The sequence below is a fragment of the Novosphingopyxis baekryungensis DSM 16222 genome, from assembly GCF_000420305.1.
Classification (GTDB): Bacteria; Pseudomonadota; Alphaproteobacteria; order Sphingomonadales; family Sphingomonadaceae; genus Novosphingopyxis; species Novosphingopyxis baekryungensis.
The window spans coordinates 53745-68303 of sequence record NZ_ATUR01000003.1 but is presented as its reverse complement, the minus strand read 5'-3'; the positions used below and the strand labels follow the sequence as shown (position 1 = coordinate 68303).

The 14559-nt window shown below is 63.0% G+C and carries 11 protein-coding genes; 6 read left to right on the top strand and 5 right to left on the bottom strand.

The genetic code is table 11. The annotated features are described in order from the left end of the window. Positions 1-4: 4 nt before the first annotated feature. From G410_RS0104100 to G410_RS15540, 3 genes are read right to left on the bottom strand one after another with little or no spacing between them, the layout of a single operon-like run. Positions 5-784, bottom strand: a complete 780-nt coding sequence (locus tag G410_RS0104100; protein WP_022672386.1) for a phosphodiester glycosidase family protein — start codon at positions 782-784, stop codon at positions 5-7. Next, positions 781-2343, bottom strand: a complete 1563-nt coding sequence (trpE, locus tag G410_RS0104095) for an anthranilate synthase component I (RefSeq protein WP_022672385.1) — start codon at positions 2341-2343, stop codon at positions 781-783. Before trpE ends, G410_RS0104100 begins: the two co-directional genes overlap by 4 nt. Then, on the bottom strand, positions 2333-4270 hold the full coding sequence (locus tag G410_RS15540) for a SurA N-terminal domain-containing protein (RefSeq protein ID WP_022672384.1): 1938 nt from the start codon (positions 4268-4270) through the stop codon (positions 2333-2335). The genes trpE and G410_RS15540 overlap by 11 nt, the downstream gene beginning before the upstream one ends. A 189-nt stretch (positions 4271-4459) precedes the next feature. On the opposite strand from G410_RS15540, the gene tpiA reads away from it, so the two are divergent. The 3 genes from tpiA to G410_RS0104075 all read left to right on the top strand — a co-directional run bounded on the left by tpiA (position 4460) and on the right by G410_RS0104075 (position 7442). Next, entirely contained in the window at positions 4460-5212 is a 753-nt protein-coding gene (tpiA, locus tag G410_RS0104085; RefSeq protein ID WP_022672383.1) for a triose-phosphate isomerase, read from the top strand. 102 nt (positions 5213-5314) lie between these two features. Next, positions 5315-5743, top strand: coding sequence for a preprotein translocase subunit SecG (gene secG / locus G410_RS0104080; protein WP_022672382.1), 429 nt, complete (start codon positions 5315-5317; stop codon positions 5741-5743). Between the two features lie 64 nt (positions 5744-5807). Next, complete coding sequence (locus G410_RS0104075; protein WP_022672381.1) at positions 5808-7442, top strand: CTP synthase; 1635 nt, start codon at positions 5808-5810, stop codon at positions 7440-7442. A 234-nt stretch (positions 7443-7676) separates the two neighbouring features. On the opposite strand, the gene G410_RS15535 is transcribed toward G410_RS0104075, so the two are convergent. Continuing rightward, complete coding sequence (locus G410_RS15535; RefSeq protein ID WP_051137220.1) at positions 7677-8165, bottom strand: Hsp20 family protein; 489 nt, start codon at positions 8163-8165, stop codon at positions 7677-7679. A gap of 544 nt (positions 8166-8709) precedes the next feature. Between G410_RS15535 and G410_RS0104065 the strand changes: the two genes are divergently transcribed. Further along, the gene (locus tag G410_RS0104065; protein WP_022672379.1) at positions 8710-9960 is read left to right on the top strand and encodes a lipoprotein-releasing ABC transporter permease subunit; all 1251 of its coding nucleotides are present in this window, start codon (positions 8710-8712) and stop codon (positions 9958-9960) included. Beyond that, the gene (locus G410_RS0104060; protein ID WP_022672378.1) at positions 9953-10624 is read left to right on the top strand and encodes an ABC transporter ATP-binding protein; all 672 of its coding nucleotides are present in this window, start codon (positions 9953-9955) and stop codon (positions 10622-10624) included. The genes G410_RS0104065 and G410_RS0104060 overlap by 8 nt, the downstream gene beginning before the upstream one ends. Positions 10625-10628: 4 nt before the next feature. Here G410_RS0104060 and G410_RS0104055 read toward each other — a convergent pair whose 3' ends face one another. Next, a complete protein-coding gene (locus tag G410_RS0104055; protein WP_022672377.1) occupies positions 10629-10958 on the bottom strand; it encodes a hypothetical protein in 330 nt (109 codons plus the stop codon). 78 nt (positions 10959-11036) lie between these two features. Between G410_RS0104055 and dnaE the strand changes: the two genes are divergently transcribed. Then, on the top strand, positions 11037-14522 hold the full coding sequence (dnaE, locus tag G410_RS0104050) for a DNA polymerase III subunit alpha (protein ID WP_022672376.1): 3486 nt from the start codon (positions 11037-11039) through the stop codon (positions 14520-14522). Positions 14523-14559 lie beyond the last annotated feature (37 nt).

Genomic DNA, 14559 nt, shown 5'->3' with positions numbered 1-14559 from the left:
CAGTTCAGCGGTCCTTCGCGAACACCGCGACCATGGGCCCCAGCGGCGCGCGGCGATCCATCCGACCCGCTTCCGGATACCACAGGCCGGACACCGAACCATCGAGATATAGCGCATTGCGGCATTGCAGCTTGTCGCGAAACAGCCGGGCCAGACGTCCGAACGACACCGGGCCGTTGCTGATGACGAAAAGCGCCTGGCCACGCGGATTAACCCCTACGGCATTGCGCACATGCAGCGACGTGCCGTTCTGCGCTATTCTGGGATGCAACTGGCCGTCGATTAGCAGCATGGGGCCGGACTGGGTGGCAAAATCGGGCCGCGCGGTTACCTGTTCCGCAAAGCCATCACTGGTCAGGATGCGCCAGCGCCCGCCTTGGCCAAAGAACACCCCATTGGGAAGCAGATGGAAATTTCCTGGCCCCGCGGCGCGGTTCAGCGTCTGCAGGCGCTCGCCATGTTCCACATAATATCCGATGGGCAGGCCGGATTCGTCGAACATACCGGCATTCATGGCGAAGCGGAGCTTGGATGTGCGGGAGGCTAGCGCGCGTTCCAGTTCCGGAAAGCTGCGATAGGGCACGCCGTCATGATCGGCGTCAAACATGGCGATGCGGTCCTGCTTGGGGTCGGCCGTGCAGACGGTGAAATCATCGCCCTCAAAACTTTCATTGTCGCAGATCGGACGGACCAGCTCTGCCGGTTCGGCAGCGCGCTGCTGCCCGTCTTCCGATCCGCAGCCAGCCGCCAGCAGCACGAGCGCCAGAACGGCAAGCCGTGTCATTGGCCGAAGCTAGGCTCACCTGCGATCCGGACCGCTTCCTTCGCCGCGGACAGCAGAGCGCTGGCTTTGGCCTCGCATTCGCGCTGCTCATAGGCCGGATCGCTATCGGCGACGATCCCGGCACCGGCCTGCACATGCATCTTGCCATCCTTCACCACGGCGGTGCGCAGCACGATGCAGCTGTCCATCGATCCGTCGGGAGAAAAATAGCCGACGCCGCCGGCATAGGCACCGCGTGTTTCCGGCTCCAGTTCCGCGATGATCTCGCAGGCGCGCACTTTGGGCGCGCCGGATACGGTGCCCGCCGGGAAGCCGGCAAACAGCGCATCGAGCGCGTCCTTGTCCTGCGCCAGCGTGCCCGTCACGTTCGAGACAATATGCATGACATGGCTGTAAAATTCGACGAAATGGCTATCGGTTACTGTCACCGATCCACGCGCGGCAACCCGGCCCACATCGTTCCTGCCCAGATCGAGCAGCATCAGATGTTCGGCCAGCTCCTTTCCATCGCTTAGCAGACTGGCCTTGTTCGCCTGATCTTCGGCATCGTTTTTGCCGCGCGGGCGGGTTCCGGCAATGGGGCGAATGGTCACCTCGCCATCGCGCGCACGCACGAGGATTTCGGGGGACGAGCCAATCAGGGCGAAATCGGGCAGATCGAGATAATAGAGAAACGGGGAGGGGTTTACCCGCCGCAGGGCACGGTAGAGCGCGAAGGGAGGAAGCTCGAATTCAGCCGTGAAGCGCTGCGCAAGCACCACCTGAAAGATATCGCCAGCCTCGATATAATCCTTCGCGGCGGCCACCATCTCGCCATAGCGGCCCGGCGCAAGCTGCGGTTCGAACACCGGTTCGGCAGGCGCGTCTCCGGTCATGCCGTTGGCGGGCAGCGATGCGGAAAGCGTCCGCTCTCCTTCGTCGAGCGCGGTGATGGCGCCGTCCAGTATCACGTCGTATTCCAGCTCTTCCGATGGCCATACCGGGGCAATCAGGAACATCTCATCGCTGAGCCGGTCGAAGATCACGATCAGACTGGGCCGAACGAACAGCAGATCCGGAAGCGCCAGCGGATTTTCCGGCGGGCGGGGTAGTTTTTCGACCAGCCCGACGGTCTCATAACCGAAATAGCCGACCAGACAGGACAGTGCGCGGGGCAGGGCGTCCGGCACATCCATCGCGCATTCGGCAACCAGGGCGCGCAGCTCCGTCAGCGGATCGCCCGCCAGCGGCTGGAATGATGCCCGGTCTTGCCGCCATTGCCGATTGATCTCGGCGCTGGTGCCGTGCGCGCGGATGATGAGATCGGGATCGATCCCGATCAGGCTGTGCCGCCCCCGCACATTGCCGCCTTCGACCGACTCCAGCAAAAAATCACCGCGCCCTTCCACGCAGAGTTTCAGCGCGGCGGAAACCGGCGTTTCGGTATCGGCGATGCGCTTGCGCCAGAGCAGCGCAGGTTTGCCTTGGGACAGCGCGGCCTGCGCTTCAGCCAGGTTCCGGGTAACGGAATGGCCTCTATCGGCGGTCGGGTTCACCACGTTCAGAAGATCAGCTGTCATTACCCAACAAGCGCGCGCGCAGACGGTCGATGACCGACTGGTTGCGCTTGACGCCAAGCTCTTCGCGCATGGCGGCGACGAAGCCGGCGGAGAACTCCTGCGACAAGGCCCGCGACAATTGCTGGCTGGTGGCTTCGAGCAGCGGCGCATTATCCTTGGCGCTGTTGCGGATCAGTTCGTCCAGATGCACGACGTAGAAGCCCTGTTCCTGCGGCAGCGGAAGCAGCTTGGTGCTGCCCTGCGTCATCGAGAACAGCAGTTGTAACGGCGGCGGCACCTGATCCTGATTCTGCGTCAGCTGCTGGCGCGTGCCGGAGATCGGCTGGATTTGCTCGATCGGCGCGTCGTTGGCGGCCAGCGCCTGTTTCAGGCTGGTGCTCTTGTTCACGCTGTCGCGCACCTTTGCTGCCAAGGCGCGGGCGGCCTTGGATGCTTCGGAACGTTTCCAGGCATTGATGACGTCCTGCTTCACATCGGCGAGCGGCGGCGGCGCGGCCGCGTCCACCTTGGCGATGCCGATGATGGCGAAGCGCTGATCATCACCCAGCTGGATCAGCTGCGGATCACCGCCGGCATCCATCTGGAAGGCGGCGGCACGGATCGGAGCAAGCGCCTCGGGCAGCTTGAAATCGGGATTGCCGGGCGATCCGCCTGCCTGCAGCAGCGGGGGCGTCGTCTCAACCTTGGCGCCGACGGCTTTGGCGATTTCGGCCACCGTTGCGCCCTTGGCCAGCTGATCCTCGATCTCGCCGGTCTGTTCGTCGAGCATTTCACGCGTGCGTTGCGTGGTCAGGGTCTCGCGAATGGCCGCGCTCACGCTGGCGAGCGGTTTTGCGGCGATCGAGCGATTGCTGTCCGGACGCACGACATACCAGCCGAGATTGCCACGCGCAGGCGAGGCAACTTTGCCGATGGCGGTGGAGAACGCCGCCTGCGCCACCCCGTCGGACGTCTGCGAAGCATAACCGCTTTTGGTCACGCCCTCGGCCTGCGACACGGCCACGCCGATATCGTCTGCAATGGCGGACAGGCTCTCGCCTCCCGCCGCACGCTTGGCGACGGCCTGCGCGGCCGCCTCGGTCGGCACGATCAGCTGGCTGATGGTGCGCTCCTCGCTGGCGGCATATTGGGTCTGGTTGTCGCGATAATATTTGGCGATTTCGGCGTCGGAGACCTGAACCTTGCCCGCCATGCTTGCAGCATCGAACACGGCATATCGGATCGCGCGGCGCTCCGGCACGGTGAACCTGGCGCGGTTGGCCTTGTAAAATGTGTTCAGCACCTGATCGCTGGGATCGTTCTTGGGCACGAACGCTTGCGAGGGAATGACGCCCAGCTGCCCCTTGCGCTCTTCCAGAATCAGGGACGCGTAGGGCAGGGCCATGTTCCTGGCTGCCTTCGTTCCGGCATCGGACAGGCTCAAAAGCTGTTCAAGATACAGGCTGCGGCGGATATCCTCGCGGAACTGCGCCTCGGTCAGATTGTTCTGGCGCAGCGCGCCGAGAAAGGTCTGCTGATCGAAGCTGCCGTCCAGACCCTTGAACGCGGGAATGTCGCGAATCTCGGCATCGACCATGGCCTTGCTCACCGCCATGCCATGTTTCTGGGCATAGGCACTCACGGTCACGCGGTCGACCAGGCTGGCGAACACATCGTCCAGTCCGCCCTGCTGCACGAAGGCCGCCATGGTGAGGCCCGGATTTTCCCGCTGGACCTGGCTGAAGGCGGTGTTCACGGCCTCGTTCAGTTCCGCTTCGCTGATTTCTACCGAGCCGACCTTGGCCGCCGTGCCGCCGCCGACACCGGCGGGTGACAGGGAGCCGGACACATCGGACAGCGCAAAGGCCAGGCCGATGATGGCCACGAAGATGATCGCGATGATCGCGCCCAGCTTGCTTTCGAACAATTTGCGGATGGTGGAGATCATGAGTGGAGCGCTTTGGCCGTTGGAAAAGACATAGTTCGCGTCCTTAGGCGGGGTGGCGTTCGGGAGCAAGCGGGCGAAACCACCCAGGCATTGCACGGCGATGCGGGGGCCTCTGGCATGACACGGTCACGCGCGCTAAGGCACGACCAACGCCGCATGCGGCAACGGGATACAGCAGGGGATATGGCTATGGGCGCAAGGCGCAAATTCGTCGCGGGCAATTGGAAAATGCATGGCATGGCTGGTAGCTTGTCGGAACTTCAGCTGATCGCAGCCGCAGCAGACGCTTCGAAGTCGGTCGACGTGGCGCTCTGTGTTCCCAGCACCCTGATCGCACGCGCGGCAGACGCCGCCCCGACGCTGCCGATCGGCGCGCAGGATTGCCATCAGGCGGAACATGGCGCGCATACCGGATGCGTGTCGGCTGCCATGCTGGCCGAAGTGGGTGCGCGGCTGACGATCGTAGGCCATAGCGAACGGCGACAGGACCAGCAGGAGAGCAATGCGGACATCAAGGCCAAGGCCGAAGCAGCGCATGCCGCTGGCCTTTCCGTCATCCTGTGCTGCGGAGAAACCGAAGCGCAGCGCGATGCCGGTCAGGCGATCGCCCGCGTCACCGCGCAAATCGCCGAATCCATGCCTGACGATGCCTCTGCCGATTGGCTGACCATTGCCTATGAGCCGATCTGGGCAATCGGCACGGGCCGCGTGCCCCAGACCAGTGACGTGGCGGAAATGCATGGTGCGATCCGCGTGAAACTGCGCGATCTGATCGGTGAAGAGGCAGATGCCATGCGCATATTATATGGCGGGTCCATGAATGGCGGCAATGCCGCGGAACTGCTGGCCGTTTCCGATGTCGATGGCGGCCTGGTGGGCGGGGCCAGTCTCAGCGCCGACAAGTTCGTGCCCATCATCGAGGCTGCCGCCAGCGCGAGCTAAGGGCAACCGGCCAGCCGACTGGCGGGTAGACCAACCGCCTGCGCTTGCGAAAGCCACGCCGCACCGCTATGTGCGCCGTCTTCCAACGGACCAGAAACATTCATGACGCTTTTCCATTTTCTCATCGTCGTTCAGGCCATTGTCGGCGCGGCGCTTGTCGGCATCATCCTCATGCAGCAGAGCGAGGGCGGCGGCCTTGGCATGGGCGGCAGTCCGTCCGGCCTGATGTCCGCCCGCGGCGCGGCGAATTTTCTGACCCGTGGCACCACCATCCTCGCGATCGCCTTCGTTTCCCTTTCGATCGCGCTGGCCGTCGTGGCCGCCGATCAGAGCGCACCGGCGGACATCGACTCCAGCTTCCAGCGCCGTGCACCTGTACCGACCGAAGGCGGCGAGCTGCCGATCGGCGGCGGACCGGGCGTCGGTACGGTTCCGGGTGATCCCGTTCCGGCTGCAGCGCCTCCCGGTGCCACCGATGTCGCGCCCGGACAGGACGCTGCGGGCGGCAATGCCGTTCCGCTCGACAAATAATCCGGGGATAAAGCCCATGCGGCGCTGGACATACCGGCGTCGCCCCACTTAAGGCTCTCCTCCCATGGCGCGGTACATTTTCATAACCGGCGGCGTGGTCTCCTCGCTCGGAAAAGGTCTTATGGCGGCATCGCTCGCCGCCCTTCTCCAGGCGCGTGGCTACACCGTCCGCATTCGCAAATTCGATCCCTATCTGAATGTCGATCCGGGCACGATGAGCCCGTATCAGCACGGAGAGGTCTACGTCACCGATGACGGGGCCGAGACCGATCTTGATCTTGGCCATTATGAGCGCTTCACCGGCGTCTCGGCACATCAGAGCGACAATGTCACCTCTGGCCGCGTGTACCGGGACATCATCGCCAAGGAACGGCGCGGCGATTATCTGGGCGCCACGGTGCAGGTCGTTCCCCATGTGACCGATGCCATCAAGGAATTCGCGCTGGCGGATACCGAGGGGCTGGACTTCGTGCTGTGCGAAATCGGCGGCACGGTGGGCGATATCGAATCGCTGCCGTTCATCGAGGCGATCCGCCAGTTGCGCAACGAGCTGGAGCCGGAGCAGTCGGTTGCCATCCATGTCACGCTGGTGCCGTTCATTGCCGCCGCAGGCGAGCTGAAGACCAAACCGACGCAGCACAGCGTGCGCGAACTGGCGGGCCTGGGCATTCAGCCGGACTTGCTGCTCTGCCGCTGCGAACGTCCGCTGCCTGACAGCGAGCGGCGCAAGATCGCGCAATTCTGCAATGTCCGCAAGGAAGCGGTCATCCCGGCGCTGGACGCAAAGAGCATCTATTCGGTGCCGCTCAATTATCATGCCGAGGGTCTGGATACCGAGGTGCTGCGTGCCTTCGGGCTCGACCATTCGGCCAAGCCGGACCTGTCGCGCTGGGATGATATTTTGGATCGCTATCAGCACCCGGAAGGCGAAGTGACCATCGGTGTCGTCGGCAAATATGTCGGCTTGCCGGATGCGTATAAGTCGCTGTCCGAAGCGCTGGTGCATGGCGGCATGGCCAACCGTGTGCGGGTGCATATGAAATGGCTCGACGCCGAGCTGTTCGAGCAGGATTCGGATGATCTGGCGTCCAAGCTGGAGCCGATGCACGGCATCCTCGTGCCCGGCGGTTTCGGCGAGCGCGGCAGCGAGGGTAAAATCGGTGCGATCCGCTTCGCCCGCGAGCAGAAGGTGCCTTTCTTCGGCATATGCCTCGGCATGCAGATGGCCTGCATCGAAGGGGTGCGCAATCTGGCCGGTAAGGCTGGGGCATCGACCACCGAATTCGGGCCGACCGATGAGCCGGTCGTCGGCATGATCACCGAATGGATGAGCGAAGAAGGCCTGCAGCAGCGCAGCGAGGGCGGCGATCTGGGCGGCACCATGCGGCTGGGTGCCTATGAGGCCGCATTGACCGAAGGCAGCCATGTCGCGCGGATTTACGATGCGACCAGCATTCAGGAACGGCATCGTCACCGGTTCGAGGTAAACACCCATTATATGCCGGCGCTGGAGGAGGGCGGTCTCGTCTTTTCCGGCATGTCACCGGACGGCACATTGCCGGAAATCATCGAGCGCCCTGACCACCCCTGGTTCATCGGCGTGCAGTTCCACCCGGAGCTGAAGAGCAAGCCCTTCGATCCGCATCCGCTGTTCGCAAGTTTCATCGAGGCGGCGGTCAAGCAGAGCCGGCTGGTTTAGGCCAGGCAGTCCTATCGGCTGTATTTCGGACGCGCCGATATCATTGCGCCCGTTCGCCTCGAGCAAAATCGAGGGGGGCTGGCCGATGAGCGTCGCGTTGGATTGACCGCTGCCTCGACTTCGCTCGGCACGAACGGGATAGGGGCTGATCGGACGTAACGGGTCCGAAGGCCGATTTTGCATAAAAAAGGCGGCCGATGGCTCGGCCGCCTCCTGTCGCATTCAGGGTAAAGATCAGGCTGCGCGAATATGCCGCTGCTCGGCCTGACTGTCCTCGGCAGGCTCTTCAGCAGACTTGGCGGTCACGCCGTTCACCGCGATCTTGCGCGGTTTCAGCGCTTCGGGAATCTCGCGGAACAGCTCCACCGTCAGCAGACCGTTTTCCAGACCCGCATTTTCCACACGGATATGGTCGGCCAGCTGGAAGCGCCGTTCGAAATTGCGATTGGCGATTCCCATGTGCAGGAATTCGCGGCCATCCTCGCCTTCGTCCTTGGCGCCGCGCACGACCAGCTGGTTCTGCTGCGCGGTGATATCGATCTCGGCCGGCGTGAAGCCAGCCACCGCGACGGTGATCAGATAGCGATCATCGGCGATACGCTCGATATTGAAAGGGGGGTAATTATCGCTCTGCATGGTGCGGCCTGCATTTTCCAGCAGATCGAACAGCCGGTCAAAACCGACGGTGGTGCGGCGATAGGGGGTGAAATCGGTACGGTTCATTTCATCATTCTCCATTGGAGCAATATTGAAGATGGAGCCGGGAAACCCGCGCTCCGGTTGCTACGGGCCCCGCAAGGGCGACCCGCATGGAAAAGATGGTCGTTACGATAACGTTTTCAAGATGGTTTGATGCAAATTTTGCTGGCTGGGCAGGTGGCTGGCCAAGTGGCTGGACAGCCGCCATTTCCAGGAAGTGCAGGGCCCCAAACGCAAAGACCCGGGCGTTAACCCGGGTCTCCACGTGACGATGGTTCGTCCTGTTTTGGTCGCGCTGTGGCGGCGGTTCCCCCTGGTTGCCCCAGCCGTCGCCTGCGCGTGCCCTTCTCCCTGAACCTCGGCCCTTTGGACCGTTGCAGAAGCGCGAGAAAAGGAATGACTCAAGTTAAGCCGCGGTTCAATCGTTTCGCGCTTATGGAGCGGCGATTGAGGACACAACGTTGCTTTCCTGCAACAATGTCTGCCGCACATTGATTTCGTCCGCTTGCCAGTTCTGCACCGGAACCGTAAGGCGGCGGCCCATCCTATCGAAGGTTGCTATCCCCGCATGATCCTGTCCCGTTCCGAATGGATGGTCGCCAAGCGCTACCTGCTGCCAGGCCGTGGCGAAGGCTTTCTGTTCCTTGTCGCCAGCATCAGCCTGATCGCCGTCATGCTGGGCGTGGCATCGCTGATCATCGTGATGAGCGTGATGAATGGCTTTCGTGCCGAACTGTTCGACAAGACGGTGGGGCTGAACGGCCATGCGGTGGTGCAAGGCTATGGCGGGCGACTGCCGGACTGGCGCGACGTACTGAAAGAGGTGCGCGCAACGCCCGGCGTGACCGAAGCCTCTCCGCTGATCGAACAGCCCTTGCTCACCAGTTTCAACGGGCGCGTGGAGGCGGTGCTGGTTCGCGGCATGCTGCGCGACGATATTCTGCGCAATCCTACGCTGGATGGCAAAACGGTCGCAGGCGATCTGCGCGCGCTGGAGCCGGGCAGCGAGCGGGTGGCCATCGGCTCGCGGCTCGCGCAAAATCTCGGTGCCACCGTCGGATCGCGTATCACGATCATCAACCCGGCCGGGCGCGCGACGCCGTTCGGCACGGTACCGCGCGAGATCAGCTATCAGGTCGTCGCCATCTTCGAGGTTGGCGTCTATGATTATGACGAAAGCTTCATCATCATGCCGATCGAGGACGCGCAGACGCTCATGCTGCTGGGCGATCAGGTGGGCATGATCGAGCTCAAGACCCTGGATGCCGACCGGGTGGGCGAAATCCTGGCGCCGCTGCAGCCCAAGGTGGCGGGCCGCGCCGTGATTACCGACTGGAAGACCTTGAACAGTTCATTGTTCGAGGCGCTGGCGGTCGAGCGTGTCGCGATGTTCGTAGTGCTGTCGATGATCGTGCTGGTGGCCGTGTTCAACATTTTGAGCTCGCTGATCATGATGGTGCGCGGCAAGACGCGCGATATCGCCATCCTGCGCACCATGGGCGCAACGCGAAAGTCGCTGCTCAAGATCTTCATGACCGTGGGCATCACCATCGGATCGCTCGGCATTATAGCCGGCATGATCCTGGGATTTGTCTTCCTGTTTTTCCGCCAGAGCGTGGTCAATGTGATCCAGCTGGTGACCGGTCAGAACATCTGGGACCCCTCGGTCCGCTTCTTGACGGAGCTTCCGTCCAAGACCGATCCGGTCGAGGTGACCGCCATCGTGGTGCTGGCGTTCGTGCTGAGCGTCCTTGCCACGCTCTATCCCGCGTTCAAGGCGGCGAGTACCGATCCTGTCGAGGTGTTGCGTTATGAATGATGTCGTCCGCCTCACCGATGTCCGGCGCAGTTTTACGCAGGGCGATGTCACCATCGACGTGCTGCAGGGCGTGAATCTGAATGTTGCCGAGGGCGAGATCGTGGCCCTGCTCGGACCATCCGGTTCGGGCAAGTCCACCCTGCTTCAGGCGGTCGGTCTGCTGGAGGGCGGCTTCTCCGGCTCGATCCGGATCGATGGCGTGGAAGCGTCAGAACTGAACAGCGATGACCGCACGACCCTGCGGCGCGAGAAGATCGGGTTCGTCTACCAGTTCCATCATCTGCTGCCCGATTTCGATGCGCGCGAGAATGTGGTGTTGCCGCAGCTCATCGCCGGGGCGACCAAGCCCGAAGCGATCGCGCGTTCCGAACGGCTGCTATCGACACTCGGTTTGGCCAACCGGCTCGATCATCGCCCGTCCAAACTTTCAGGCGGTGAGCAGCAGCGCGTGGCCGTGGCGCGGGGGCTGGCCAATCGGCCCAAGCTGATTCTGGCGGACGAGCCGACCGGCAATCTGGACGAGAAGACCGCCGATGTGGTCCTGGCCGAATTCCTGTCGCTGGTGCGCGAGGAAGGCTCTGCCGCGCTGGTCGCCACGCATAATGAGCGGCTGGCCCAAAAGATGGACCGGCTCGTGCGCCTGCACGAAGGCCGCATCGCCTGATCGGTCAGGCCTCCGGTCCCATGGCGACTTTCTTGCGAATGTCGCGCACGGTCGACCACACACCATAGACGATCATCGCGGCCAGGAAGAACCACACCCACACCGGGATATTGCGGCCCACAATGGCCAGATAGACATAAGCGGAAACGAAAAATACGCCCGCGCTCAGCACCGGCAGGACGATGGGCTTGCCTGCGCGCTTGTTGCGCACCAGCCAGGCGATCGACAACAGGAAAAACGGGATCGCCCCCACATAGATGATGCCGAAGATCAGCGGATCGACGCCGTAATTTTCGCCCAGCGATAAAAACCAGTCCTTGGTCGCCTGCCACATGATCTTCGACTTTCCGTTTAGAATTAAAGCGCCGCCGCCCCTCGTCGAATCGGCTTAGCTGGGCTATCTGTCTCAAATATGTCCTACGCCCCTTTCGTTCCGCTGCGCGTCTTTTCGGCCTACACCATGTTGGAAGGGGCCACGGACGCAAAAGCCGTCGGCGGGCGGGCACGCGGCCTCGGTTTTCCCGCCGTTGCGGTGACCGATCGCAATGGCCTCTATGGCGCCATGGCGTTCGAAAAGGGATGCCGCGACGTCGGCGTGCAGCCGATCATCGGCACGCTGCTGGCCGTGGCGCGGCCCGGCGGCGATCCGGACCAACCGCAGATCGACTGGCTGGCACTCTATGCGCAAGACGGCGCGGGCTATGACAATCTGTGCGCGCTCGTGTCCGAAGCGCATCTCGGCCGGCCGCTGGAACACGCCCCGCATGTGATGTTCGAGGCGCTGGAAGGGCGCACCGATGGTCTGATCGCGCTGACCGCGGGCGCGGAGGGCGCCATGGCGCGCCATTATGAGGAGCGCCAGCCGGACAAGGCCGTGGCCTATGGCGAACGGCTGAAGTCGCTGTTTCCAGGCCGGCTCTATATCGAGCTAAGCCGCCGTGCCGACCCGATCGAGGAAGCGGCGGAAGAAGGCCTGCTCGATTTTGCCTATGCGCAGGACGTGCCGCTGGTGGCGACCAATCCCGTGCTGTTTTCCGAACCGAGCTTTCACCGCGCGCATGATGCCATGCTGTGCATTGCAGGCGGGCAATATGTGCTGGATGACAACCGCCGCAAAAGTCCGCGGGAAAGCTGGATGAAACCGGCGATCCAGATGCAGGAGCTGTTCTCCGATCTGCCCGAAGCGCTGAGCAACACCCTCGTGGTGGCCAAGCGCTGTGCCATCGGTGCGCCCAAGCGGCCCCCGATCCTGCCCAGCGTGGCCGGCGATCTGGAGGGGGAGGCGGCGCAGCTGGCCGCAGACGCACGGGCCGGGCTCGAACATCGGCTGTCTTCCTATAGCGATCTGTCCCAGGAGGATCGGCAATCCTATTTCGACCGGCTCGATTTCGAGATCGACGTCATCGTCAATATGGGTTTTCCTGGATATTTCCTGATCGTTGCCGATTTTATCAAATGGGCCAAGAACAACGATATCCCCGTGGGGCCGGGGCGCGGATCGGGCGCAGGCTCGGTGGTCGCCTGGGCGCTCACTATTACCGATCTGGACCCCATCCGCCTGGGCCTGCTGTTCGAGCGGTTCCTGAACCCGGAACGCGTGTCGATGCCGGACTTTGACATCGATTTCTGTGAAACGCGGCGCGGTGAAGTGATCCGCTATGTGCAGCAGAAATATGGCGCCGATCATGTCGCGCAGATCATCACCTTCGGAAAGCTTAAGGCGCGCGCCGTGCTGCGCGATACGGGCCGCGTGCTGCAGATGAGCTATGGTCAGGTGGATCGCCTCTGCAAGCTGGTGCCCAATCATCCCACCGATCCGTGGGATCTCGATCGCGCGCGCAAGGGGGTGGCCGAGCTGCGCCATGAGATCGAACGGGACAGCAATGTGGCCGAACTGTTCGAGCTGGCGGGCAAGCTGGAAGGCCTGCCCCGGCACAGCTCGACCCATGCTGCGGGCGTCGTGATCGGGGATCGGCCGCTGGCCCAGCTGGTGCCGCTCTATCGCGATCCGCGCTCGGACATTCCGGTGACCCAGTTCGACATGAAGTTCGTCGAAGTGGCCGGGCTGGTAAAGTTCGACTTTCTGGGGCTCAAGACCCTGTCCGTGCTGCAGAAAGCCGTGCGCTTCATCGAGGCACGCGGCGAAACCGTCGATCTGGCGGGCCTGCCGCTGGACGACCCCGGCGTGTTCGATCTGCTGAAACGCGGCGAGACGGTGGGTGTGTTCCAGCTGGAATCGGAAGGCATGCGCCGCACGCTGGCTGCCGTCCGGCCCACGGGTTTTGAGGATATCATCGCGCTGGTGTCGCTCTATCGGCCCGGCCCGATGGACAATATCCCGATGTTCGGCCGCCGCAAGAATGGCGAGGAGAGCATCGAATATCCCCACGCCCTGCTGGAGCCGATCCTCAAGGAAACCTATGGCATCATTGTCTATCAGGAACAGGTAATGCAGGCCGCGCAGATCCTGGCCGGCTATAGTCTGGGCGAGGCCGATTTGCTGCGCCGCGCCATGGGCAAGAAGATCCAGGCCGAGATGGACAAGCAGCGCGATCGCTTCGTCGATGGCTGCGCGGCCAATGATATCAGGCCGGACAAGGCCAATCAGCTGTTCGATTTGATCGACAAGTTCGCCGGCTATGGTTTCAACAAGAGCCATGCCGCCGCCTATGCGCTGCTCGCCTATCAGACGGCCTGGCTGAAGGCGCATTATCCGGAAGAATTCTTCGCCGCCTCGATGTGCTTCGACATGCATCAGACCGATAAGCTCGGGATTTTCGTGGACGACATGCGGCGCCTCGGTGTGGCCTGCCTGCCGCCATCGTTGAACCATAGCGAGGCGATGTTCTCGGTCGAGGAGCAGGCCGATGGCCGCGCCGTGCGCTATGCTCTGGCCGGGCTGAAGAATGTCGGTGAAAAGGCCATGGAAACGGTGGTGGCCGAACGCAGGGCTGCCGGACCGTTCCGATCGTTGGATGACATGACGCAGCGGATCGACCCGAGCCTGCTCAACAAGCGCAGCATCGAGACGCTGGCCGCCGCCGGAGCCTTCGACCCAGTGGAAAAGCACCGCGCTGCCGTTCAGGCCGGGGCGGAAACCATCCTGGCCGCCGCGCAATCGGCCAAGGCCATGCGCGACAGCGGGCAGGGCGGGCTCTTCGGCGGCGATGAGAGCGATGCGCCCGCCTTGCGTTTGCCGGGCGTGGCAGCATGGACTGCGGGCGAGACCATCATGCAGGAGAAGGACGCCTTCGGCTTCTACTTCTCCGACCATCCGATCGCGCAATATGCCGATCAATTGGCCGCGATGCATATCATGAAGCAATCCGATCTGGCGGGCCTTCCGCCCTTGCGACCGGGGCAGAAAAAGCAGATCAGGATGGCCGCGCTGGTGGAGAATGTGCGCCGCAGGGACGGGCGCCGTGGGGCGTTCTACATGGCGGAGTTTTCCGATCCGAGCGGTCAGTTCGGCGCCAGTTGCTTCGAGGATGCGGCCGGCAAGGTGCTCAGCGATGCAGCCGAACAATCGGCCTGTCTGATCCTGGATATCGAGCTCGATCTGCGCGAGGGCAGCGACAGCGCCCGGATGACGGTGCGCAGCGCGCAGCCAATCAACGCCGCCAGTGCGCCGGTCCGCGATCCGCGCCTGTGCCTGGAGCTGACCGTGGAAGGCGCGCAGGCCATGCCGGAAATTGCTGCCCTGCTCGGGCCGCTGCATGGTGGCCGCAGCGAACTGGTTCTGGACGTACCGGCAGCAGGAGGGCGCGCGCGAATCTCGCTGGGAAGGACATTCCGGGTTGACGAATCCCTGCGGGACCGGCTCAAGTCGCTGGACGGGATCAGCCATGTTGCGGAATTGAAGCCAGCCGGCTCGCCGCCCTTGCGTCTGGTCTCCTGAAGGCAGGCCGGCAATCGGCCGCCCCGTTTTAGGAGAG